Annotated in this window: 19 protein-coding genes; 13 read left to right on the plus strand and 6 right to left on the minus strand. The window is 73.9% G+C overall.

All coding sequences use genetic code 11. The features are described 5' to 3' along the window. Positions 1-73 precede the first annotated feature (73 nt). The 4 genes from ACFVVU_RS07235 (at position 74) to ACFVVU_RS07250 (ending at position 5,309) form a co-directional block, all read left to right on the plus strand. Complete coding sequence (locus ACFVVU_RS07235) at positions 74-931, plus strand: hypothetical protein (protein ID WP_387788652.1); 858 nt, start codon at positions 74-76, stop codon at positions 929-931. Between the two features lie 147 nt (positions 932-1,078). Next, positions 1,079-1,687: a bacterial proteasome activator family protein gene (locus ACFVVU_RS07240; RefSeq protein WP_380683320.1), complete on the plus strand. Its 609-nt coding sequence runs from the start codon at positions 1,079-1,081 to the stop codon at positions 1,685-1,687. Between the two features lie 290 nt (positions 1,688-1,977). Continuing rightward, positions 1,978-3,372 (plus strand): protein kinase, encoded by a 1,395-nt coding sequence (locus ACFVVU_RS07245; protein ID WP_387788653.1) that lies wholly within the window; start codon positions 1,978-1,980, stop codon positions 3,370-3,372. A gap of 110 nt (positions 3,373-3,482) precedes the next feature. Further along, a complete protein-coding gene (locus tag ACFVVU_RS07250) occupies positions 3,483-5,309 on the plus strand; it encodes a protein kinase (RefSeq protein ID WP_387788654.1) in 1,827 nt (608 codons plus the stop codon). A gap of 9 nt (positions 5,310-5,318) precedes the next feature. On the opposite strand, the gene ACFVVU_RS07255 is transcribed toward ACFVVU_RS07250, so the two are convergent. Together ACFVVU_RS07255 and ACFVVU_RS07260 are read right to left on the minus strand one after the other, a co-directional pair. Continuing rightward, on the minus strand, positions 5,319-6,407 hold the full coding sequence (locus ACFVVU_RS07255) for a phosphotransferase enzyme family protein (RefSeq protein WP_387788655.1): 1,089 nt from the start codon (positions 6,405-6,407) through the stop codon (positions 5,319-5,321). Positions 6,408-6,469: 62 nt separating this feature from the next. Beyond that, complete coding sequence (locus ACFVVU_RS07260) at positions 6,470-7,132, minus strand: response regulator (protein WP_380688787.1); 663 nt, start codon at positions 7,130-7,132, stop codon at positions 6,470-6,472. A gap of 380 nt (positions 7,133-7,512) precedes the next feature. On the opposite strand from ACFVVU_RS07260, the gene pdhA reads away from it, so the two are divergent. The 3 genes from pdhA to ACFVVU_RS07275 are packed head-to-tail and all read left to right on the plus strand — an operon-like array spanning position 7,513 to position 11,105. Next, positions 7,513-8,679 (plus strand): pyruvate dehydrogenase (acetyl-transferring) E1 component subunit alpha, encoded by a 1,167-nt coding sequence (pdhA, locus tag ACFVVU_RS07265; RefSeq protein ID WP_380688789.1) that lies wholly within the window; start codon positions 7,513-7,515, stop codon positions 8,677-8,679. Continuing rightward, positions 8,679-9,653, plus strand: coding sequence for an alpha-ketoacid dehydrogenase subunit beta (locus ACFVVU_RS07270; RefSeq protein WP_387788656.1), 975 nt, complete (start codon positions 8,679-8,681; stop codon positions 9,651-9,653). The genes pdhA and ACFVVU_RS07270 overlap by 1 nt, the downstream gene beginning before the upstream one ends. Before the next feature lie 15 nt (positions 9,654-9,668). Beyond that, complete coding sequence (locus ACFVVU_RS07275; RefSeq protein WP_387788657.1) at positions 9,669-11,105, plus strand: dihydrolipoamide acetyltransferase family protein; 1,437 nt, start codon at positions 9,669-9,671, stop codon at positions 11,103-11,105. A 78-nt stretch (positions 11,106-11,183) separates the two neighbouring features. On the opposite strand, the gene ACFVVU_RS07280 is transcribed toward ACFVVU_RS07275, so the two are convergent. Continuing rightward, positions 11,184-11,855, minus strand: a complete 672-nt coding sequence (locus ACFVVU_RS07280) for a hypothetical protein (RefSeq protein ID WP_380685165.1) — start codon at positions 11,853-11,855, stop codon at positions 11,184-11,186. Positions 11,856-12,242: 387 nt separating this feature from the next. Here ACFVVU_RS07280 and ACFVVU_RS07285 point away from each other — a divergent pair, with 387 nt between their 5' ends. Together ACFVVU_RS07285 and ACFVVU_RS07290 are read left to right on the plus strand one after the other, a co-directional pair. Continuing rightward, a complete protein-coding gene (locus ACFVVU_RS07285) occupies positions 12,243-13,478 on the plus strand; it encodes a M64 family metallopeptidase (protein ID WP_387788658.1) in 1,236 nt (411 codons plus the stop codon). A 109-nt stretch (positions 13,479-13,587) separates the two neighbouring features. Then, positions 13,588-14,928 (plus strand): nitrate/nitrite transporter, encoded by a 1,341-nt coding sequence (locus ACFVVU_RS07290; RefSeq protein WP_387788659.1) that lies wholly within the window; start codon positions 13,588-13,590, stop codon positions 14,926-14,928. 60 nt (positions 14,929-14,988) lie between these two features. On the opposite strand, the gene ACFVVU_RS07295 is transcribed toward ACFVVU_RS07290, so the two are convergent. Both ACFVVU_RS07295 and ACFVVU_RS07300 read right to left on the minus strand, forming a co-directional pair. Beyond that, positions 14,989-15,813: a Bro-N domain-containing protein gene (locus ACFVVU_RS07295; RefSeq protein WP_387788660.1), complete on the minus strand. Its 825-nt coding sequence runs from the start codon at positions 15,811-15,813 to the stop codon at positions 14,989-14,991. A gap of 150 nt (positions 15,814-15,963) precedes the next feature. Further along, positions 15,964-16,785, minus strand: coding sequence for a maleylpyruvate isomerase family mycothiol-dependent enzyme (locus tag ACFVVU_RS07300; RefSeq protein ID WP_387788661.1), 822 nt, complete (start codon positions 16,783-16,785; stop codon positions 15,964-15,966). A gap of 174 nt (positions 16,786-16,959) precedes the next feature. On the opposite strand from ACFVVU_RS07300, the gene ACFVVU_RS07305 reads away from it, so the two are divergent. From ACFVVU_RS07305 to ACFVVU_RS07315, 3 genes are all read left to right on the plus strand, one after another. Continuing rightward, positions 16,960-17,757, plus strand: a complete 798-nt coding sequence (locus ACFVVU_RS07305; RefSeq protein ID WP_387788662.1) for a carbon-nitrogen family hydrolase — start codon at positions 16,960-16,962, stop codon at positions 17,755-17,757. Positions 17,758-17,984: 227 nt separating this feature from the next. Then, on the plus strand, positions 17,985-19,058 hold the full coding sequence (locus ACFVVU_RS07310) for a GntR family transcriptional regulator (RefSeq protein ID WP_387788663.1): 1,074 nt from the start codon (positions 17,985-17,987) through the stop codon (positions 19,056-19,058). 117 nt (positions 19,059-19,175) lie between these two features. After that, positions 19,176-19,823 (plus strand): hypothetical protein, encoded by a 648-nt coding sequence (locus tag ACFVVU_RS07315; protein WP_355362592.1) that lies wholly within the window; start codon positions 19,176-19,178, stop codon positions 19,821-19,823. Positions 19,824-19,919: 96 nt separating this feature from the next. Here the strand turns inward: ACFVVU_RS07315 and ACFVVU_RS07320 are convergent, their stop codons facing one another. After that, complete coding sequence (locus ACFVVU_RS07320; RefSeq protein WP_380685151.1) at positions 19,920-20,705, minus strand: SLATT domain-containing protein; 786 nt, start codon at positions 20,703-20,705, stop codon at positions 19,920-19,922. Positions 20,706-21,175: 470 nt separating this feature from the next. On the opposite strand from ACFVVU_RS07320, the gene purD reads away from it, so the two are divergent. Continuing rightward, positions 21,176-22,423 (plus strand): phosphoribosylamine--glycine ligase, encoded by a 1,248-nt coding sequence (purD, locus tag ACFVVU_RS07325; protein WP_380685149.1) that lies wholly within the window; start codon positions 21,176-21,178, stop codon positions 22,421-22,423. Positions 22,424-22,482: the final 59 nt, after the last annotated feature.

Here is a 22,482-nt window from a genome sequence, read left to right on the forward strand (position 1 = left end):
GTGAGTCTGGACGGGAGCTGTCCCGCCGCCGATCCCGCCCCGCGCGGTCGGCCGTCGCGGAAGGACCTCGACCGTGCCCGCACCTTCGTCCGCGTTCCTCGGGCCGCTGCCCGCAGCATCACCGTCGTCCCCCTCCCGCCGGTCGCCCGGGTGCGTCCGGGGCCGGGTCCGTCCGGGTGCCCGCCGGGCCGGGTGGCGGGCCCGGCTGCTGCTGGTGGCGGCGCTCGGTCTGGCCGTGCCGCTGGCGGTCGGCCCGGCGGCGGTTGCCCTGCCGGGCGACCGGCCGTCCCCGGCGGCGTCCGTGACGCCCGAGCCGTCCGCCGCTGCGGCGGAGCCCGCAACGGAGCCCGGAACGGAGGCCGGAACGGGATCCGAGGCGGAGCCCGCCGATGAGCCCTCCGCCGGGCCCTCCTCCTCCGTCGCCCCGGTGCCCGAGACCGCCGACCCGTCGGTGATCGCCGCCGCCGCCACCGCGTCCGCGTCCTCGTCCGCTGTCGTCCCGGCCGGTGCGCCCGGGTGGCAGCGGGCCGGGCATCCGCGCTCCGGCGCCTCCCAGGCCGGATGGCAGCAGCGCCGGCAGCGGCACCATCCCGGATCGGCGCCCGAGCGCGCCGGGCAGGCGCCCGAGCAGGTGCCCGAGCAGGCCGTCGAGCAGAGTCCGGACCAGCCGGTCGAGCAGCCGCCGGAGCAGCCCGCGGCCACCGCGGCCGACCCCGCCCCGGACGCCCCGGCCCCGGCCGAGCCCGCCGACGGCTCCGGGAGCGAGGCGCTGGCACTCGGCCTGCCCGGTCCGCAGACGGTCGCGGCCGGACCGGTCGTGCTGCCCACCCGCTGGGACGACGCCTCCACCCGGCAGTTCCCGCTCGGCGCCGGCCTCGGCCTGATCGGCTGCGGACTGGGCCTGATCGGCCTGCGGCTGCGACGCGGCTGACCCGCGCGCCCCGCCGCGCGCCCGCCCCGGTACCCGGGCGGACTGAGTATCCGTACGGATACCGGCCCCCGCGTCCGGGGCGTAGCGTCGTTCCCGGGTGGCCGGGGCCCTCCACCCGGGCAATCCCAGTGAGGGAGAATGTGGTTCATGACGAATCCGATGAACGAGCGCTCGTCCCACGAGTTCCACCAGGCCATGGGCGGGCAGTCGCAGGACGGCCAGAAGGTGCTGATCGTCGGACCGGACGGGCTGCCGGTGGGCCAGGGGGCGATCGGCATGGCGGGCGGTGACGAGGGGGACGGCCCGCGTGAGCTGCCGGTGACCGAGATGGTCGAGCAGCCCGCCAAGGTCATGCGGATCGGCAGCATGATCAAGCAGCTGCTGGAGGAGGTCCGGGCGGCTCCTCTCGACGAGGCCAGCCGGGCCCGGCTGAAGGACATCCACGCCAGCTCGATCAAGGAGCTGGAGCTCGGCCTGGCCCCCGAGCTGGTCGCCGAGCTGGAGCGGCTCTCGCTGCCGTTCACCGAGGACTCGATCCCGACCGAGGCCGAGCTGCGGATCGCGCAGGCGCAGCTGGTGGGCTGGCTGGAGGGGCTGTTCCACGGCATCCAGACCGCGCTGTTCGCCCAGCAGATGGCGGCCCGGGCGCAGCTGGAGCAGATGCGCCGGGCGCTGCCGCCGGGCCTGCAGGGCGGGGAGCCGGAGGGCGACGAGCCGGGCGAGGGCCGCGGCATCCGCTCCGGCCCGTACCTGTAGGCCGTACCCGTACCGCCACGGCCCCGTGTCGGGGCCGTGGGGCACCGGGCGCCGCACGGCGTGCCGGTGCCGGACGCACCACCGGCCGGTACCCGGTCGCGACCTGGACACAGTGTCGGCCCTGGGCCGGTCGGCCTCGTCGTGAGCCGATACCCTGGGCCCCTGTCGCAGGCCGGGCGAGCGCCGCGACAGGGGGCGGGCGGGCCAGCGGGCCGGGCCCGCACACGCACGGACGAGACCGAACGTCACGGTCGCGGCGGCAGTGCCGCACCGAGGGGGAGCAGAGGACCATGAGCGAGCACGGCAACGCGGCGGTCGAGGGCTACTCCCTGGGCAACGGGCGGTACGTGCTGCAGCGGGTGCTGGGCGAGGGCGGCATGGCCTCGGTCCACCTCGCGTACGACAGCGTGCTGGACCGTCAGGTCGCGCTCAAGAGCATGCACGCCGAGCTGGGCCGGGACGACTCGTTCAAGGAGCGGTTCCGCCGCGAGGCGCAGGCGGTGGCCCGGCTGGAGCACCCCAACATCGTCACGGTGTACGACAGCGGCGAGGACATCGCCCCGGACGGGTCCAGCACCCCGTACATCGTCATGCAGCTGATCGACGGCAAGGGCCTGCGGGACGCCATCAACGAGGCGGTCGCCCAGCAGGGCGCGATCCCGGCCGAGGAGGCGCTGCGGGTCACCGTCGGCGTGCTGAACGCGCTGGAGGCCTCGCACGACATGGGCCTGGTGCACCGCGACATCAAGCCCGGCAACGTCATGTTCGACCGCAAGGGCAACGTCAAGGTCATGGACTTCGGCATCGCCCGCGCGCTGGAGAGCGGGGTCACCTCGATGACCCAGACCGGCATGGTGGTCGGCACCCCGCAGTACCTCTCGCCCGAGCAGGCGCTCGGCAAGCCGGTGGACGCCCGCTCCGACCTCTACTCGGTCGGCGTGATGCTCTTCGAGATGCTCACCGGCCAGCTGGTCTTCGACGGCGACTCGGCGTTCTCGATCGCCTACAAGCACGTGCAGGAGGCGCCGCCGGCGCCGTCGACGCTCAACCCGCGGATCACCCCGGCGGTCGACGAGTTCGTGGCCAGGGCGCTGCGCAAGGACCCGGCGCACCGCTTCCCGAGCGCGGCCGCGATGCGCGACGAGGCGGAGCGGCTGATCGGCGCGGCCAAGGGCGGCGGCAGCCCGCTGGCGGCCAGCAACCCGCTGGTGATCACCGACGGTCCGCGTTCGGTGCACGCGGCGCCGCAGGTCCCGCAGACGCCGACGCCGTTCCCGCAGCCGCAGCAACAGCCGTTCCAGACCCCGCCGCCCGCCTTCCAGGCGCCGCAGACCCCGCAGCCGTTCGCGGCGCCGCAGCAGCAGCCGTTCCAGACCCCGCCGCCCGCCTTCCAGGCCCCGCACACCCCGCAGCCCTTCCCGCAGCAGGCGCACACCCCGCCGCCGCACCCGATGCCGGCGCCGCCGTTCCAGCCGGCCCCGGCCTCCAGCGGCGGCGGCTGTTCGACCGCGCTGGTCATCGTCGGCATCATCGTCGGCGTGATCGTGCTGGCGGTGATCATCATCGCGATCGTGGTCAACCGGGCCGAGCGGGACACCAAGACCGGTCCCAACTCGCGGGTCTCGGGCCAGACCGCCACGGTGCTGCGCCTCGACGGTCCGGCCGACCGGAATGGCCTGCTCTGACGCGTTCCGTCCGGATCGCGCGTGCCACAGGGGTCGGTCGGAGACGGTAGCGTTCGGGGATACGAGCGACAGGGCACCGCGATCCGAGCGAAGGCCCGGGGCGAGGAGCGATGGCACAGACGCAGCATCCGGGCGACGACGACGGGGCCTGGGCGACCGGTCCGGCCGGCGGGGCCCCGAGGCCCGAGCCCGGTAGCGACGCCGCCACGACCGCACTTCCGCCGTACGGCGGCCCGCAGACGCCCGGCCGGGGCACCGCGGCCCCGCTGGGCACGGTCGGCGACGGCCGCTACCGGCTGACCCACCGGCTCGGCCGGGGCGGCATGGCCGAGGTGCTGGCCGCCCAGGACGTCCGGCTCGGCCGGACCGTCGCGGTGAAGCTGCTCCGCGGCGAACTGGCCCAGGACGAGATCGCCCGGCTGCGCTTCACCAGGGAGGCGCACGCCGTCGCGGCGCTCAACCACCACGCGATCGTCTCGGTGTACGACACCGGCGAGGAGTACGTCGGCGAGGAGTCGACGCCGTACATCGTGATGGAGCTGGTCGAGGGCCGGACCGTCCGCGAGCTGCTGGTGGACGAGACGGCGCCGCCGCCGGTCGACCAGGCGCTGATCATCATCGCCGGGGTGCTGGAGGCGCTGTCCTACAGCCACCGGCACGGCATCGTGCACCGCGACATCAAGCCGGCCAACGTCATCATCACCACCAACGGCGCGGTCAAGGTGATGGACTTCGGCATCGCCCGGGCGCTCACCGGCACGGCCTCGACGATGACCCAGACCGGCATGGTCATGGGCACCCCGCAGTACCTCTCGCCGGAGCAGGCGCTGGGCAAGCCGGTCGACCACCGCTCCGACCTGTACGCGGCCGGCTGCATGCTCTACGAACTGCTGACGCTGCGCCCGCCGTTCACCGGTGACACCCCGCTGTCGGTGGTCTACCAGCACGTGCAGGACCAGCCGGTGCCGCCCTCGCAGGCCAACCCGCGGGTGCCGGCCGGCCTGGACCCGCTGGTGCTGCGCTCGCTGGCCAAGAACCCGGACGACCGCTTCCAGGACGCCGACGAGTTCCGCGCGCACATCGAGCACGCGCTGCGCGAGCTGACCGGCGGCACCGGCGGCTGGGCCGTCGGTGCCGCGCCGGTGCACGGCGGCGGGCTGCCGCCGGTCGGCACGGACGAGACGGCGGTGCTCGGAGCCGGCGTCCCGGGCGATTCGACGACGGTGCTGCCCTACCAGGTGCCGGGCGGCCCGCACACGCCGGCCTCGCCCTACCCGGCGGCCGGCGGGTCGTACGGCGGCGACTCCGGTGACGGGCACGAGGGCGGCGGGCACGGGCACGGCTCCGGCAAGCGCGGGCCGTGGCGCTGGGTGGCCGGGATCGTGGCGGTGGTGGTCGCGGCCAGTGCCGGCATCGCGCTGGCGCTCAGCGGCGGCGACGACGCCCCGAAGGGGACGCCGGGCGGGACCAGCCCGTCCGCCGGGGTGGTCTCGACGGCGCCGGAGACCACCGCGCCCAGCTCCGGGACGACCACGCCCCCCGCCCAGGGCGGCCAGAACAGCAAGCGTCCGCAGCAGCCGACGGACACGAACAACAACAACAACGGCAACAACAACGGCGGCGGCAACCAGAACCAGCAGCCGAGCCAGCCGGGCGGCAAGCACAACACGCCTAGCCCGACGCCGACGCCGACCATGACCGGCGGCAAGCCGACGACCGAGCCCACGACGCCGACCGGGGCGGCCACCGCCCCGCCGACCAACGCCCCGACCACGGGGACGGGCGGCGGCGGGACGACGGCCACGGCCACGGCTCCGGCGACCAACCCGCCGCAGACCGGGGGCGGCGGCGCGGGCACGACGCCGCCGGCGGGCGGCGGCGGCACGCCGAAGCCGCCGGTGCAGCCCACGACCCAGCCGACGGCCACCACCGGCTGACCCGACGGGTCAGTTGGCGAAGGCGTCCAGGACCTGCTCGTACTCCTGGCACCACCACGCCAACTGGCCCGCCGAGGCGGGGTAGAGCGGGTCGGCCCGGTGGTCGGCCCGCTGGTAGCGCCACTGGAGCATCCAGAAGTCGTTCAGCCGCTCCCACCAGACCCGGTGCGCCGCGGCGGCCAGGTGCTCGGCGGTGGCGGCGCCGGTGGCCCGGTAGGACTGCGACCAGTGCCGGACCCGGACGAGGTCGAGCACTCCGGTGACACGGTCGTTGAAGAGCAGGGTGGCCGCGCGGACGGCCTCCTCGGCGCGCGGCTGCGGCCCGAGCTTGTCCCAGTCCAGGACGGCGGTGATCCGCTCGTCGTGGTGCAGCAGGTTGAGCCCGTGGAAGTCGCCGTGGGTCCAGCCGGTGGGCGGGGCGGCCTGCGGGAGCGGACGGCGGTGGGCGTGCTCGGTGAGCAGCTCCAGCCGTTCGGTCAGCCGGCGTTCGACCAGGATGTCCAGCTCGCCGTGCGGCTGGTGCTCACGGGCCCGGCGGCGCAGCTCGCGGGCGAGCACGGCGCTGTCGAGCGGGTCCGCGCTGCGGTAGCCGGAGGGTTGTGCGGCCGGCGCGCAGACCTCGTCGAGCGCGCCGTGCAGCCGGCCGAGCAGCGCGCCCAGCGAGGCGCACTGCGGCAGGGACAGCTCGGTGCCGTGCCGGTGCCGGCCGTCCACCCAGGGGAAGAGCGCGAAGAGCCGGCCGCCGAACGCGGCGATGGTGGCGGTCCGCCCGGCGAGGGCCAGCGGGGGCGCGACGGGCAGGCCCAGGGCGGCGAGCGCGTCCATCGCGCGGTGGTGGGCGGCGACGGCCTCGCGACCGGCCGTCGCGGCGTCCACGTAGCACTTCAGGAAGTAGCCGCCGGCCTCGGTGGTGACCCGGTAGCCGCGGTTCAGCAGGCCTTCGGCGACGGGTTCGGCGGTGAGCAGGCGGCCCACCCGGTAGCGGCGCAGGACCTCGGCGAGCGCCGTGCGGGGGACGGGCGGGCTGAGGGTTCCTATCGGGGGAGCGGTGAGGTCGGGACGGGCTGGTGCGAGGGCAAGGGTCTGGCTGAAAGTCACAGCCAGAGGTTAGGACCTCTCGGCGGGTGGCATTGACAGTTCGTCAGTTCTGTGCATCGGCCCTATCCGTGCTGGTGGTCCGCCTGGTGCCGGGCGACAAAAGCGGCCGCCTGGGTCCGGCGCTCCATCCCCATCTTCGCGAGCAGACTGGAGACGTAGTTCTTCACCGTCTTTTCGGCGAGGTGCAGCTCGTTGCCGATCTGACGATTGGTCATCCCTTCGCCGATCAGGTCCAGGATGCGGCGCTCCTGCTTGGTGAGCTGGGCGAGCCGCTCGTCCTCCTTCTCGCCGCCGTCCCGCAGCCGGGCCAGCACCCGGCTGGTGGCGACCGGGTCGAGCAGCGAGCGGCCGGCCGCGACGTCCCGGACGGCGGTGATCAGGTCGGTGCCGCGGATCGCCTTCAGCACGTAGCCGGAGGCGCCCGCCATGATCGAGTCGAACAGCGCCTCGTCGTCCGAGAACGAGGTCAGCATCAGGCACTTGATCTCCGGCAGCCGGGAGCGGATCTCCCGGCAGACCTCGACCCCGTTGCCGTCCGGCAGCCGGACGTCCAGGACCGCGACGTCGGGGTGGACGGCGGGGATCCTGGTCAGCGCCTCGGCGGCGGTGCCGGCCTCGCCGACCACCTCGATGTCGTCCTCGACCGAGAGGAGTTCGTGAACGCCCCTGCGGACCACCTCGTGGTCGTCGAGGAGGAATACCCTGATTTGTCCCGTGTCAGTCACGCGCAAAGCCTCCCATATCACCCTACGAGAGACCTTCCGCCCGCACCGGACCGGGGTCACGTTCCGGCCAGAGCGGGAGAAACCGATGCCGGTAACCCCCTTACGCGAGAGCCTTTGCCCGGATAACGTGCGCAGGTGTCCTGAAGGCGACCGAATTGAGAGCTGCGCCACACGCGCGTTTGTAGACCCCGAACAAGTAGGACGTCCTAGCGCAGACGCGCCGAGGGCGGACGCTGGGTAACGTTCTCGTGAGGGACGCCGTCGGAACAGGATCACCACCTGCCCCGCAGATGGGAGCGCACACCCACGCGCGCCCCGCGAGGCGGTGACCGGACCGGTCACCGGCGACCCCGGGCGGCCGGACAGACCGAGGAGTGAACGTGACCGTCAAAAGCACGGCCAAAAGCACGGCGAGGGCGCGCAAGAAGGCGGCCCCCGGCGTCCCTGGCACCCTCCGCACCACGGGTCAGGACGCCCAGCCGGAGCTCGTGCAGCTGCTGACGCCGGAAGGCGAGCGCGTCGAGCACCCGGAGTTCCCGCTCTCCGTGGAGCCGGACGAGCTTCGCGCCCTCTACCGCGACCTGGTGCTGGTGCGCCGGTTCGACGCCGAGGCGACCTCCCTGCAGCGCCAGGGCGAGCTGGGCCTGTGGGCCTCGCTGCTCGGCCAGGAGGCCGCGCAGGTCGGCTCCGGCCGCGCGCTGCGGCCCGGCGACTACGCCTTCCCCACCTACCGCGAGCACGGCGTCGCCTGGTGCCGGGACGTCGACCCGCTGAACCTGCTCGGCATGTTCCGCGGCGTGAACCACGGCGGCTGGGACCCGAACGAGAAGAACTTCCACCTCTACACCATCGTGATCGGCGCGCAGGCCCTGCACGCCGCCGGCTACGCGATGGGCATCACCAAGGACGGCGCCGACGACGCGGTGATCGCGTACTTCGGCGACGGCGCCTCCAGCCAGGGCGACGTCAGCGAGGCCTTCACCTTCGCCTCGGTCTACAACGCCCCCGTGGTGTTCTTCTGCCAGAACAACCAGTGGGCGATCTCCGAGCCCACCACCACCCAGACCCGGATCCCGCTGTACCGCCGCGCCTCGGGCTTCGGCTTCCCGGGCGTGCGGGTCGACGGCAACGACGTGCTGGCCTGCCTCGCGGTGACCCGCTGGGCCCTGGAGCACGCCCGCAGCGGCAACGGCCCGGTGCTGGTCGAGGCGTTCACCTACCGGATGGGCGCGCACACCACCTCCGACGACCCGACCCGCTACCGGCTCGCCGAGGAGACCGAGGCCTGGAAGGCCAAGGACCCGATCACCCGCCTCCGCGCCCACCTGGAGAAGGAGGGCCTGGCCGACGAGGCGTTCTTCGCCTCGGTCGAGGCCGAGAGCGAGCAGCTCGGGCTGAGGGTGCGCGAGGGCGTGCGCGGCATGCCGGACCCGGACCCCACCCTGATCTTCGACCACGTCTACGCCGAGCCGCACGCGCTGGTCGATGAGGAACGGGCCGAGTACGTCGAGTACGCGGCCTCCTTCGAGGCGGGGGAGAACCTCTGATGGCCGGTCAGCTCAGCATCGCCAAGGCGCTCAACGGGGCGCTGCGCAAGTCGCTGGAGAGCGACCCCAAGACCGTCCTGATGGGCGAGGACATCGGCAAGCTCGGCGGCGTCTTCCGGATCACCGACGGCCTGCAGAAGGACTTCGGCGAGGACCGGGTGATCGACACCCCGCTCGCCGAGTCCGGCATCGTCGGCACCGCGATCGGCCTCGCGCTGCGCGGCTACCGCCCGGTCGTGGAGATCCAGTTCGACGGCTTCGTCTACCCGGCCTTCGACCAGATCGTCTCCCAGCTGGCCAAGATGCACGCCCGCGCGCTCGGCCACGTCAAGCTCCCGGTCACCGTCCGGATCCCCTTCGCGGGCGGCATCGGCGCGGTCGAGCACCACAGCGAGTCGCACGAGGCGTACTTCGCGCACACCGCGGGTCTGCGGGTGGTCAGCCCGTCCAACGCGCACGACGCGCACTGGATGCTGCGCCAGGCCATCGCCTCGGACGACCCGGTGATCTTCCTGGAGCCCAAGCGCCGCTACTGGGACAAGGGCGAGGTCGGCGAGGCCGCCGACCTGGGCCTGCACGACGCGCGGATCGTGCGCCCCGGCGCCGACGCCACGCTGATCGCCTACGGGCCGATGGTCAAGGTCTGCCTGGAGGCCGCCGCGGCCGCCGAGGAGGACGGCCGCCGGCTGGAGGTCGTCGACCTGCGCTCGCTCACCCCGGTCGACTTCGCCGCCCTGGAGGAGTCGGTCAAGCGCACCGGGCGCGCCATCGTGGTGCACGAGGCACCGGTGTTCCTGGGCATGGGCGCCGAGCTGGCCGCCCGGCTCACCGAGCGCTGCTTCTACCACCTGGAGGCACCGATCCTGCGGGTCGGCGGCTACTACGCCCCGTACCCGCCGTCCCGGGTCGAGGAGGCCTTCCTCCCCGACCTGGACCGCGTGCTCGACGCCGTCGACCGCGCCTTCGCGTACTGATCCCGGGGAGCGCTGATGACCACCGAAGTTCGCTCGCTCCGCGAGTTCAAGATGCCCGATGTGGGCGAGGGCCTCACCGAGGCCGAGATCCTCAGCTGGTACGTCAAGCCCGGTGACACCGTCACCGACGGGCAGGTCGTCTGCGAGGTCGAGACCGCCAAGGCCGCCGTGGAGCTGCCGATCCCGTTCACCGGGGTCGTCGAGCAGCTGTTCTTCCCGGAGGGCGCGACGGTCGACGTCGGCACCGTGATCATCTCGGTCGCGGTGGCCGGCGCGGCGGGGGCGCCCGCGGCTCCGGCCGCCGCGCCGGCACCCGCCGCCGCCCCGGCGGAGGCCGCCGAGCCCGAGCGGCGCGAGGTGCTGGTCGGCTACGGTCCGCGGACCGGCGGCAGCCAGCGCCGGGCCCGGCGCACCACGGCCGCGGCTCCGGCTCCGGTCGTGGCGCCGGCTCCCGTCGCGACTCCGGCCCCCGTGGAGGCTCCGGTTCCGGCCGCGGCGCCCGCGCCGGCCGTCGCGGTGACCGGTGACCGGCCGCTGGCCAAGCCGCCGGTGCGCAAGCTCGCCAAGGACCTCGGGATCGACCTGCGGGCCGTCACCCCGACCGGTCCGGACGGCGTGATCACCCGCGAGGACCTGCACGCCCACGCGGCGGCCGCCGCGGCCCCGGCTCCGGCCGTGACGCCGGTCGCCGAGCAGGCCGTCGAGTCGGCCGTCGAGCCGGTGACCGTCCCCGTGGCCGTTCCCGGCGCGGGCGACGTCCGGGTGCCGATCAAGGGCGTCCGCAAGGCGACCGCGCAGGCGATGGTGGCCTCGGCCTTCACCGCCCCGCACGTCACCGAGTTCGTCCAGGTCGACGTCACCCGGACGATGAAGTTCGTCCGCCGCCTCAAGGAGAACGGCGAGCTGGGCCGGGACGTCCGGGTCAGCCCGCTGCTGCTGGTCGCCAAGGCGCTGCTCACCGCGGTCAAGCGCAACCCCGGGATCAACGCCCAGTGGGACGAGGCCGCCCAGGAGATCGTCATCAAGGGTCAGGTGAACCTCGGCATCGCCGCGGCCACCCCGCGCGGCCTGATCGTCCCCAACATCAAGGACGCGGGCGCGAAGACCCTCTCGGCGCTGGCGGTCTCGCTCGGCGAGCTGGTCGACACCGCCCGCCAGGGGAAGACGGCGCCCGGCGACATGCAGGGCGGCACGGTCACGATCACCAACGTCGGCGTCTTCGGCGTCGACAGCGGCACCCCGATCCTCAACCCCGGCGAGGCGGCCATCCTCGCCTTCGGGGCGGTCCGGGAGATGCCCTGGGTGCACAAGGGCAAGGTCGTCCCGCGCCAGGTCACCACGCTGGCCCTGTCCTTCGACCACCGGCTGGTCGACGGCGAGCTGGGCTCCAAGGTGCTGGCCGACATCGCGGGCATCCTGGAGCACCCGAAGCGCCTGATCACCTGGGGCTGACCCGCCCCCGGCCACGTCGAAGGGGCCCTGCCCGCGCACCGCAGTGCGTCGGCAGGGCCCCTTCGTTCCCCCGGAGTGTCAGCCGTGGGTGCGCGGGCTGCCGGCCGCGGCCTTGCCCGGCGTGCCAGCGGCGCGGACGACCTTGACCGTCCGGGTGCTCTTCGCGCCGCTGCCGGACTCCGACCAGGCCGACAGCGTGACCGACACGGCGGACTGGCCGGCCGGGGCCTTCGCCGACAGGCCGATCCGGAAGAGCAGGCGGCTCGCGCGTCCGTCCTTGAGCGGCTGGAGCAGCGGGGAGGTGTCGACCCGGACGGCCTCGCCGCCGCAGCCGCCGTCGACGCCGAGCTTCTTCCAGGCGCCGTTCACGAACACCTCGACCGTCACGTCCTGGGCACGCAGCCGCGCACCCTTGCCGGTCAGGGTGAGGGCCGGTGCGGCGAGGGAGAAGTCGCCGCCGGTGAAGTTGCCGATCTGGGTGCCGACCTCGATCTTCGATCCGCGGGTGAGCGTGCCCGGGGTCGAGAGGAACACGCTGTTGATCGGGCCCTTGTGCTGCACGGCGCGGGCCGCCGCCGGAATCTGGGGGTTGTTCGCCCGGTACGGGCCGGCGCAGGCCGAGGAGGACTCGGCGGCCAGCAGCTGGACCGAGCCGGCGATCAGGAGGGTGGCGGCGACGGTGGCGATCCGGCGGCGACGGGTGGCGGAGGAGGAGCCGGAGTTCTTGGTGGAAGCGGACAGAACGGACATGCGCATGACAGGACCCCCGAGGTCTGGTGATGGTGCTGGGTGAGTGGATGACGAAGGTGTACCGGCCTGCTCCTGCCGAGCAGTTGCGCCCCCCGGCCCGGCCGGTCTCGCTTCCCGCTTCCTTCGTCCGTACAGACAGCGATCGCGGCCGAAGGGTTGCGGTCGATCCGAAGTTCTTTCCAGATTTTTTTCTGGCGGCGTCGAGGCCCTCATGGTGGAGATCGTCCAAACGGTCCGACTCATGGGGACGACTGGTGGGATTCCTGTCGTTCGGCCAGGTCAGTGACATTTCCGCCGTTCGGTGAGGACGACACGCCGCCCGGGGTACGTCTTCGCGTCCACCACCCGGGCGACGCCGGGTGACCGGAACGTCGAGGACACACCCGTATGCCGCCTGGCAACCCTGGCCGGATCGTCCGGAGTCTGGCCGCGCTCGTGCTGGTGTCCACCGCCGTGCTCCCGGCCGCGCTCGAACTGGCCGGACCCCCGCCGTTCGGGGTGATCGGCCCCGGCGCCCCCGCCGACCGCGCGGTGCCGCCGCACACCGCGGTGCAGCGCGCCGACCTGCCCGCCGACGGCGGCGCCCCGACCGTCGACATACGGCGGACCGGGGACCCGGCCAACCGGATCACCCTGGTCCTGCTCGGCGACGGCTACGGCGCCGGGGAGCAGGACCTGTTCCGCACGCAGGCGGACCGGGCCTGGCGCGCGCTGATGGACATCGAGCCGTTCCGCAGCTACCAGGGGTTCTTCAACATAAGGCGGGTCGAGGTGGTCTCCCCGGTCTCCGGCATCGCCGAGACCGAGAACCGAGGCCGCCGCCCGGCCACCCCGCTCGGCATGCACTTCTGGTGCGAGGGCACCGCCCGGCTGCTCTGCGCCGACGAGGAGGCGACCGCCCGCTACGCCGGCCGCGGCCAGGGCCCGCAGTACCTCATCGCGCTCGCCAACTCCACCGAGTACGGCGGCGCCGGCGGCACCGGGGTGACCACCCTGGCCGGCGGCAGCCCGGACGCCGGGCGGATCATCCAGCACGAGATAGGGCACACCGTCGGGGACCTCGGCGACGAGTACGACAGCGCGCCGGACGACGCCGACTACCCCAACCTCTCCACCGACGACGCCGAGGAGATGCGCCGCAAGCAGACCAAGTGGTGGCGCTGGCTGGGCGCGGAGTCCCCGGACGGCGCCGGGACGATCGGCGCCTACCGCAGCGCCAACGGCGTCTACCGGCCCACCCGGGACTCGGTGATGCGCACCCTCGGCGGGGCGTACAACCTGCCCTCCCGGGAGGCGATCATCGAGGAGGTCTACCGGCGGGTCCGGCCCACCGACGACCCCGTCCCGCCGCCCGGCGAGGTCACCGGCCGGCCCCGGCTGGAGGTCCGGCCGCTCCCGCTGGCCGGCGCCCGGCAGCTGCGGGTGGACTGGACGGTGAACGGCGCCCCGGTCGAGCCGCAGGCGCCGGACCGCAGCTGGCTGGACACCGCGCGGCTGCCATTGGCCGCCGGGCAGAGCGCGACCGTCACGGCGACCGTCCGGGACACCACCGACTGGGTCCGCGACGAGGCCTTCCGGGACCGCTACATGACGCGCTCGGTCTCCTGGACGGTGGTGGGCTGAGACCCCGTTCGGGCGCTCCCGGGGCCCGGGGACGGAACGGATGGTTCGTATCCGTCCCCGGGACCCCGCTCTGTCCGTTCAATGATGGGATGACTAATCTGGGGCCACTATGACCGTGGAGCCCGCCAGTTCAGTCCGCCCCCTGTCCGCCCCCGCTCCCCGTGCCGGCGCCGGCCCCACCACCGCCCACCACCCGCCCGGCGGGCGGGCCGCCTGGTTCGCCTGGTCCATCGGCGTCAGCGTCTACGTCCTGGCCGTCATCCACCGCACCAGCCTCGGCGTCGCCGGACTGGACGCCGCCGACCGCTTCGGCATCGGCGCCTCCGCGCTCTCCACCTTCTCGATCCTCCAGGTCCTCGTCTACGCGGCCATGCAGATACCCGTCGGCCTGCTGGTCGACCGGTTCGGACCGCGCCGGGTGCTGCTGGTCGGCGTCGTGCTGCTCAGCGCCGGCCAGCTCGCCTTCGCCTTCTCCGGCTCCTTCGGCCCCGCCCTCGCCTCCCGGGCCGTGCTCGGCTGCGGCGACGCGATGACCTTCATCAGCGTGCTGCGGATCGCCGCCCGCTGGTTCCCCGCCGCCAAGAACCCGCTGGTCGCCCAGCTCACCGGCCTGGCCGGGATGAGCGGCAACCTGGTCACCACCGTCGTCCTCGCCCAGGCCCTGCACAGCGAGGGCTGGACGCCGACCTTCACCGCCATCGCGCTGCTCGGCGTCGCCGTCTTCGCCCTCGTCGCGCTCTTCCTGCGCGAGGCCCCGGACGGGCCCGCCACCGCGACGGCGTCGCCCGCCGCGGCACCCCGGCCGGGCGTCGGGCGCCAGATCCGGGAGACCTGGCGCGAGCCGGGCACCCGGCTGGGGCTCTGGATCCACTTCACCACCCAGTTCCCGGGCAACGCCTTCGGCCTGCTCTGGGGCCTGCCCTACCTCGTCGAGGCCCAGGGCATGACCCGCGCCGCGGCCGGCGGGCTGCTCACCCTGCTGGTGCTCTCCAACATGAGCTTCGGCTTCCTCTTCGGCCGCGTGCTGTCCCGCACCGCCCGGGCCCGGATGCCCATCGTGCTCACCGTCATCGGCGCCACCGCGCTGCTGTGGGCGGTGACGCTCGCCTGGCCCGGCGGCCACCCGCCGCTCTGGCTGCTGGTCACCGTCGTCCTGGTGATGGGCAGCAACGGCCCCGCCTCGCTCGTCGGCCTCGACTACGCCCGCGCCCGCAACCCCGTCGAACGCCTCGGCACCGCCTCCGGCATCGTCAACATGGGCGGTTTCATCGGCACGATGATCACCCTCTTCGGCATCGGCGTCCTCCTGGACACGCTCAGCCCGTCCGGCGCCGACACCTACGCGGCGAGCGCCTTCCGCTGGGCGTTCTGCTGGCAGTACGTGCCGCTGGCGGTGGGGACGCTGATGATCCTGCGGCTGCGGAAGAAGCTCGCGGAGGCGCCGGCGTAGGGTTTCTCACCTGCGGAAACGGGATTACTATCAGTCTCGCTGAGGGTAATCCCGTTCGGATCAGTTCCCGTAGGCGCGCATGAACTCGGCGATCTGAGGGGGCGTTCCGAGGATGCGGGCACCGTGCATCTCCACGAGCAGACGCTCGTGAGCGTGTGAGGGCGCCTCCTCCGGCTCCGGTCCGGCCTGAGCCTTGTCGCGCATCCGGACCAGGTCCACGATCCGCAGCTTCGGGCAGCCCGGGACCACCCGGCTGCCCCGGATCCCGACGTGCTCCCCGCCCGGGCACTCGAAGTACGGCCCGAATGGTGGCCCGCTGTCGTCGGGGCCGGGTAGCCGGAGGACCATCTCGCCGTGTCGGCAGCTGACCGTGCCGTCGGAGTGGACGGTCAGGTCCGGCCAGTCCTCGTGCTCGATCCGCGCGACGACGTACACCTGCTGCCCGATCGCCTCGGTGAGCGTCTCCGCCATCCGCCGCTGCTGGGCGGGGATGTCGGTGTCCCCGCGGCGGACGGCGGGGAGCAACTCTTCCGTCACCCAGTCGTGAAAGGGGCGGGCCGAACTCTTGTCGGAGCGCATCAGCAATCCGTAGAGACCTGCCTCGCTGACCACCCCGAGAAGCGGATTTCCTCGTCGATAGGGTTTCTGGCCTGCGGAAACGTCATAACCCTTGTTCCGAACAAGGGTTACCGACCGCAGGTCGATGGTTCGGTGCCGGCGCGGATCGAGGACCTTGACGGCGTCGCTCGGGTTGCCACGCCCCAGGATCCGGCACACGTCCGCCGTGACGAACCACGGCTCGCCGTCGATCATCACGACCCTGATCGGCCGGCCCGTGACCGGGAAGCTCGACCGGACCAGCACCATCGTCTGTTCGTCGTCCATCGGGACGCCCCTCCTTCTTCCGGGTGACACTGCCCGGATCAACGAGGCCGAACGGACGGGGCTACTGGTCCCAACGTGACGCACGGGAGCACGAGGCGCACTCGCCCGGCGTGCACTCGTACGTGTAAGCCGGGCGGGTGAAGGCGACCCCTATCGGGTGACGGAGAAGTTGGCGAGGACGCGGTCGGCGAGCTCCTTGTCGCCGTCGACGACCACGTGGCCCGGGCGGCCGCGGCCGCAGGCGAGGCGGACGTAGGTCTCCCAGTCGAGGGTGAGCTGGACGTCGGGGGCGAGGCTGATCGACTCGTCGACGGTGCCGCGCCCGGCGGAGTCGACCCGCACGGTGCGCAGGAACTCGACGGGTCCGGTGACGTCGACGACCAGCGCGGTGCCGGCCGGGGCGCCGGCCTGGTGGGCGACCGCCTCCGGCAGGCCCTCGAGCAGGACGTCACGGGCGACCAGGGCTCCGGGGGAGTCGAGGTTGCCGGGGACGCCGAGGGCGCGGCGGAGGTCCTGCTCGTGGACCCAGACGTCGAAGGCGCGCTGGCGCAGCAGCTCGTAGTACTTGATCTCGCCGCTCTGCGGGCCGCCCGGCCGGCGGACCGGCTCGTTGGGCATCTGCTTGGCGTTCCGCAGCGCGCGGGAGCGGCGGATGATCGTGTACTCCAGCTCGCTGGTCATCTCCAGCGCGGTGTGGCAGCGGCGCTTGTCGACGGGCAGTTCGAGGTAGCGGGCGGCTTCGGTGGTGACGTGGCGCAGGTCGCGCGGGAGCGAGTGGATCGGACGGGGGTCGCCGAGCAGTTCGGACTCGACGGCGATCACGTGCGAGACGATGTCGCGGACCGACCAGCCGGGGCACTCGGTGGCCCGGTTCCAGGAGCCCTCGGGCAGGGGGGTCACCAGTTCGGATATCGCCTCGATGGACCGGGTCCACGCCTCGGTGTAAGCCTGCACGGTCTGGTTGTCCGTCACGGGAATCTCCGGCCCTCCGTCAGCTGCCTTGCCACGCGTGCCCGCGGTTTCCTGGGTCGGCCGGGAATTCCGGCTTCCGGGCGCACACGCTAACCGCACGTTACGCTGCCGGGTGAGAGCAGGGCAGCGCTTTCGGGTGACGATCGTAGGACTCTTGCCGTGGACGGTGGTACTGTGCGCGCTTCATTGATCCAACTCGTGGTCTCCGACGCCGAGCCCTCGGCCGAGCGGAGGGCCCGCGCGGCCGCGCTGGTGCGGTCGCAGCGGGGATCGGACCTGGTGGTCCTGCCCGAGCTGTGGCCGCTCGGCGGCTTCGCCCACGACCTCTGGTCGGACGGCGCGGAGTCGCTGGCCGGGCCGACCTCGGACGCGATGGCGGCGGCCGCCAGGGCGGCGGGGGTGTGGCTGCACGCCGGTTCCATCGTCGAGCGCGACCCGGACGGGCCGATCTACAACACCTCGCTGCTGTTCGCCCCGGACGGCGAGCTGGTGCACACCTACCGCAAGATCCACCGCTTCGGCTTCGACAGCGGCGAGGCGGTGGTGATGGGGGCCGGTCAGGAGATCGTGACCGCGGCGACCGACGTCGGCACGCTGGGCCTGGCGACCTGCTACGACCTGCGGTTCCCGGAGCTGTTCCGGGCGCTGCTGGACGCCGGCGCGCAGGTGCTGGTGGTGCCGGCGGCCTGGCCGGAGCGGCGGCGGGAGCACTGGACGCTGCTGAACCGGGCACGCGCGGTCGAGGAGCAGGCGTACGTGCTGGCCTGCAACACGGCGGGGACGCACGGCGGGGTCGAGCAGGCGGGGCACAGCATCGCGGTGGACCCGTGGGGCCGGGTGCTGGCCGAGGCGGGGGCGGGGGAGGAGGTGCTGACCGTGGAGTTCGATCCGGCGGAGGTGGTGAAGGCGCGCGCCGAGTTCCCGGTGCACCGGGACCGGCTGCTCGGCATCCCGGCGCCGGTCCAGCGCTGAGGCGGCCGGCCCCGGGGCGGCGGGCGGAAGGCCGTCCGGGGGCGCCGGTCGCACGGTCGTCCGGCGCTCGACCGGCGGTCGGGAGCGTACGGGGGCGCGCGGAGAGTATGGGGGGCTTGTACACGTCGGTGTCCAATTTGAGAAGATGAGCCCTCGTCGTGTTACCAGTCCGTACACCGCCGGTCTGTCCCGTCAGGCCGTCCCGCCCGCCCGAGGAGGTCGCGCGCATGTTCGGGACCGACGCGGGCGACCCCCGTCCGGTGATCCAGCGCAACAGCCTGCGCGAGCAGATCGCCGGCGCGCTGCGCGAGGAGATGATGGCCGGCCGGCTGGCGGCCGGGCGGAACTTCACCGTCAAGGAGATCGCCGAGCTGTACGGGGTCTCGGCGACTCCGGCCCGGGAGGCGCTGGTCGACCTCTCCGCCCAGGGGCTGCTCCGCGCCGAGCACCACCGCGGCTTCACCGTCCCCGAGTTCGGCTGGGACGACTTCCTGGAGATCTTCGAGACCCGGGTGCTGATCACCGACAGCTACTACCGCCGGCTGGCCAGCGACCCCGGCCGCCAGGACGAGAGCCGGCTCACCTCGCTGCGCCGCCGGGCGGACGCGGCGGCGCGGGCGGCCCGGGCGGGCAACCTCGACGTGATGGTGGGCTGCGACCGCCGGTTCTGGCAGGAGGTCGGCGGGCTGATGGGCAACCGCCGGATCGCCGACTACCTGGACTGGCTGCGGGTGCAGTCGTGGATGTTCGCCGCGCGGTTCCTGCGGTCGACGCCCCAGCTGGCCGGGGTCTGCTGGGACGGCCACCTCGACCTGGTGGAGGCGATCGAGGCGCGCGACGTGCCGCGCTCGCACCGGGTCATCTGCGAGTACAACCTCTTCACCGTCGGGCTGCTGGCCGAGCTGGCCGGCGAGTCGGTGGAGACGGTGAAGGTGCTGCCGCTGCTGACCGGCGGCCTGCCCGCCGCCCGGGGCGGCCAGGGCGCCCCGGCCGCGCCGCCCGACACCCCGGAGGACGCCGCGCCGGGGAAGACCGGGGCGGGCACCGGGACCGCCGCCACCGAGCAGCCGCGTCCGGGGGAGCCCGCCCGACCGGCGGATCCGGGCCGTGCGACCGGCGGCGCCCGGGGACGGGAGCGCGAGCTGGGCCGGGAGCTGGGCCGCGAACTGGGCCTGGGACTCGGCCTGGTGCCGCAGCCGCGCTCGGTGCCGTACGGGCGGTTCGGCCGCCGGCCGTCCGATCCGCCGCCGGACCAACTGCCCGGGGGACGGCCCGATCCGCATCGCTCGCCGGGCCGGTAGGGTGGGCGGTCGTCCGTCCCGGCCGCGCCTCGTGGCGGTGGTCCGGGCACCGACCCGCCCATCCGCCGTCCGCCGCCGCGCGGCCGGTTCCCCGCGTCCGGAGAGGAAGAGCCGGCCATGGCCTGCGACCTCTGGCTCGTCCCGCTGGTGGACGTGCTGAGCCACAGCCCCGACAACCCCTTCCGGGACGACCTCGCGCTGTACAACCAGGTGCTGGCCTCCCGCGGCCTGCCCGAGATGCCGGTCTACCGGTTCGTGCCGGGGCTCAGCGGGGCGGTCGAGCCGATAGCCGCCTTCGACTACGACTCGCTGCACTTCCTGCGCCGGGCCTACCTGTTGGGTCTGACCGGCCTGGACATCACGCCGGTGGACGCGCTCGGCGGCGACTACGAGCAGCTGCTGGAGATGTTCGAGAGCAGCGCCGAGCAGTCGCACCTGGTCTGGCACTTCGACCACGCCGGCGCGTACGTGCCGATCGAGTTCGCCGCCCCGCTGGTGGAGGAGTCGCTGCTCGCCGCGGGCGGTCCGCTCGGCTCCAGCCACGGGCTGCTGCGCGAGCTGCAGGCCGTCGCCCCGGCGCTGGGCATCGACCCGCTCGACCCGCCGGCGCCGACCCGGCCGCTCGGCCCGACCGGCCTGGAGCAGCCGTTCGGCCCGCCGCTGGACGACCTGCACCCGTTCGCCCGGGAGCGGCACGCCTGGGCGGGCCTGTACGCGGCGGCGACCCGGAGCCTGCACCAGGGCTCGATGGTCGTCTTCGCCTGAGCCCGGGCCTGAGCCCGGGCCTGAGCGCGGGCCTGAGCGCGGGCCCGAGCCTGAGCGCGGGCCCGAGCCCGGCCCGAGCCCGGGGCCCGGCCCGCGCTACCGCAGCGGCCCCTCCGGCGGCCGCTGGCGCGGCATGGTGGGCCTGGTCCCCGGCGGCGGCAGCACCCGCACCTGGGCGCCGACGCCCGGCTCGGTGCGCCCGCCCCAGCTGCCGGCGACCTGGGTGGGCAGCTGGGTCATCCCGGCCCGGAACTCCAGCATCCACTCCGAGGTCTCGGTGCGGACCATGTCCGAGACGTCCTCGCAGAACCGCCGCAGCACCCCGAGGCACCGCTCGGCGGCCTCGCCCGCGGTGCCCTCGGTGGGACCGAGCACCTCCCGGACGCACTCCGAGGCCCAGTCGAACTGGAAGGCCTCCAGGCGGCGCTGCAGCGCCTGCGCGGTGGAGACGTCGCGCATCCAGCCGGAGGTCAGCCCGAACACCCGGTCCGCGCCGTAGCAGGCGGCGGCCAGCGCCAGCCCGACGTAGCCCCAGCCGGTGGCGTTGTCGACGGCCCCGGTGAGGTCGACCAGCGGGGCGGCGATGCCGCCGACCGCGAAGCCGGCCGAGGCGAACCTCAGCAGCCGGGCCCAGCGGCGCTTCCAGACCCGGTCCCTGCGGTACCACTCGACGGCCTCGACCGCCCGCTCCTCGGACCAGCGGTACAGCTCCTCCAGCCGCTCCGCGGGCTCGCCCCAGTCGCCCAGGGGGAACTGGCGGGTGCTCAGATCGGACCGGCGGCGGGTCGAGGGCCGGCGCGCCACCGTCGTGGCGGGCTGGTCCTCCTCACCGATCTCCTTGCCCCAGGCACTCTCCTCGGGCTGCATTTCCGGCTGGCTCACCTGTGGGGCTCCCTGTGGCGGGCGGACTGCTGGTCTCGCTGGTTCCGACTCTGCGCGGACCGACGTGTCCTCGGCCTGACGACCCGTGGAACGACGGACAACGCGCCGGCCACACCGCCGCTCCGGGGCGTGCTGCGGATGCCCGGGGCGGCGTCACCGGCGGCCGCCGGCGGTGGTCCAACAGCACTTCTTACCGCCAAATGGCTTACCGTGTGGGCGCTTCGCCAATGATCGTTACGGGATTCGGTCATCGGATCCCGAGGTGAGAGGGTTGCGGCGGTCGGCGGGATTTCACCCGTCCGAGCGAGGGCCCGGTGACCCGCTGTCCTGACCCGGACACCGTGCGCCGATCCCGGGGGGTTCTGATTGGAGGATCCTCCCAGGCCGCGCGGGCGCCGGATCCGCTCCGCTGTCTCTTCCTACGGGACCGGAGAGCGGCCGGAACCGGCCACCGACTACCCTTGCCCAGCGTGAAGGTCCTCGTCATCGGCGGCGGCGCCCGCGAACACGCCCTGTGCCGCTCTCTGTCCCAAGATCCCGCCGTGACCGAGCTGCACTGCGCCCCGGGCAACGCCGGGATCGCGCAGGTGGCGACGGTCCACCCGGTCGACCAGCTCGACGGCGCCCGGGTCACCGCGCTCGCCACCGCGCTCGGTGCCGAACTGGTCGTGGTCGGCCCGGAGGCCCCGCTGGTCGCGGGTGTCGCCGACGCCGTGCGCGCGGCCGGCATCGCGGTGTTCGGCCCGTCCGCCGAAGCCGCCCGGCTGGAGGGCTCCAAGGCCTTCGCCAAGGACGTGATGGCCGCCGCCGGGGTGCCGACCGCCCGCTCCTACGTCTGCACCACCGCCGCCGAGGCCGCCGAGGCGCTGGACGCCTTCGGCGCCCCGTACGTGGTCAAGGACGACGGCCTGGCCGCCGGCAAGGGCGTCGTGGTCACCTCCGACCGCGACGAGGCGCTGGCCCACGCCGCCGCCTGCGGGCAGGTGGTGATCGAGGAGTACCTGGACGGCCCCGAGGTCTCGCTGTTCGCGATCACCGACGGCAGCACCGTCCTGCCGCTCCAGCCGGCCCAGGACTTCAAGCGCGCCCTGGACGGCGACCAGGGCCCCAACACCGGCGGCATGGGTGCCTACTCGCCGCTGCCCTGGGCGCCCGAGGGCCTGGTCGAGGAGGTCCTGGCGACCGTCCTGCAGCCCACCGTGGACGAGCTGCGCCGCCGCGGCACCCCGTTCTCCGGCCTGCTCTACGCGGGCCTGGCGCTGACCTCGCGCGGAACCCGGGTGATCGAGTTCAACGCCCGCTTCGGCGACCCGGAGACCCAGGTCGTGCTGGCCCGGCTGCGCACGCCGCTGGCCGGCGTCCTGCACGCCTCGGCGACCGGCACGCTGGACCAGCTGGAGCCGCTGCGCTGGGACGAGGGCGCCGCGGTCACCGTGGTGATCGCCTCCGAGGGCTACCCGGCGGCGCCGCGCACCGGCGACCCGATCGAGGGCCTGGCCGAGGCGGAGGCCGCCGACGGCACCGCGTACGTGCTGCACGCCGGGACGAAGGCGGCCGAGGACGGCCGGGTGCTGAGCGCCGGCGGCCGCGTCCTGTCGGTCACCGCCACCGGCGCCGGGCTCGCCGAGGCGCGTGAGCGGGCCTACCGGTCGGTGGAGCGGATCTCGCTGGCGGGCGGCCAGCACCGCGGCGACATCGCGCTGAAGGCCGCGCAGTAGCGGCCGCGCACCCCCTCCTCCCCCTCCGGGCCCCCGGCGAGCGATCCGCGCGCCGGGGG

Origin of the sequence: Kitasatospora sp. NPDC057965 (assembly GCF_042887135.1) — a bacterium.
Classification (GTDB): domain Bacteria; phylum Actinomycetota; class Actinomycetes; order Streptomycetales; family Streptomycetaceae; genus Kitasatospora.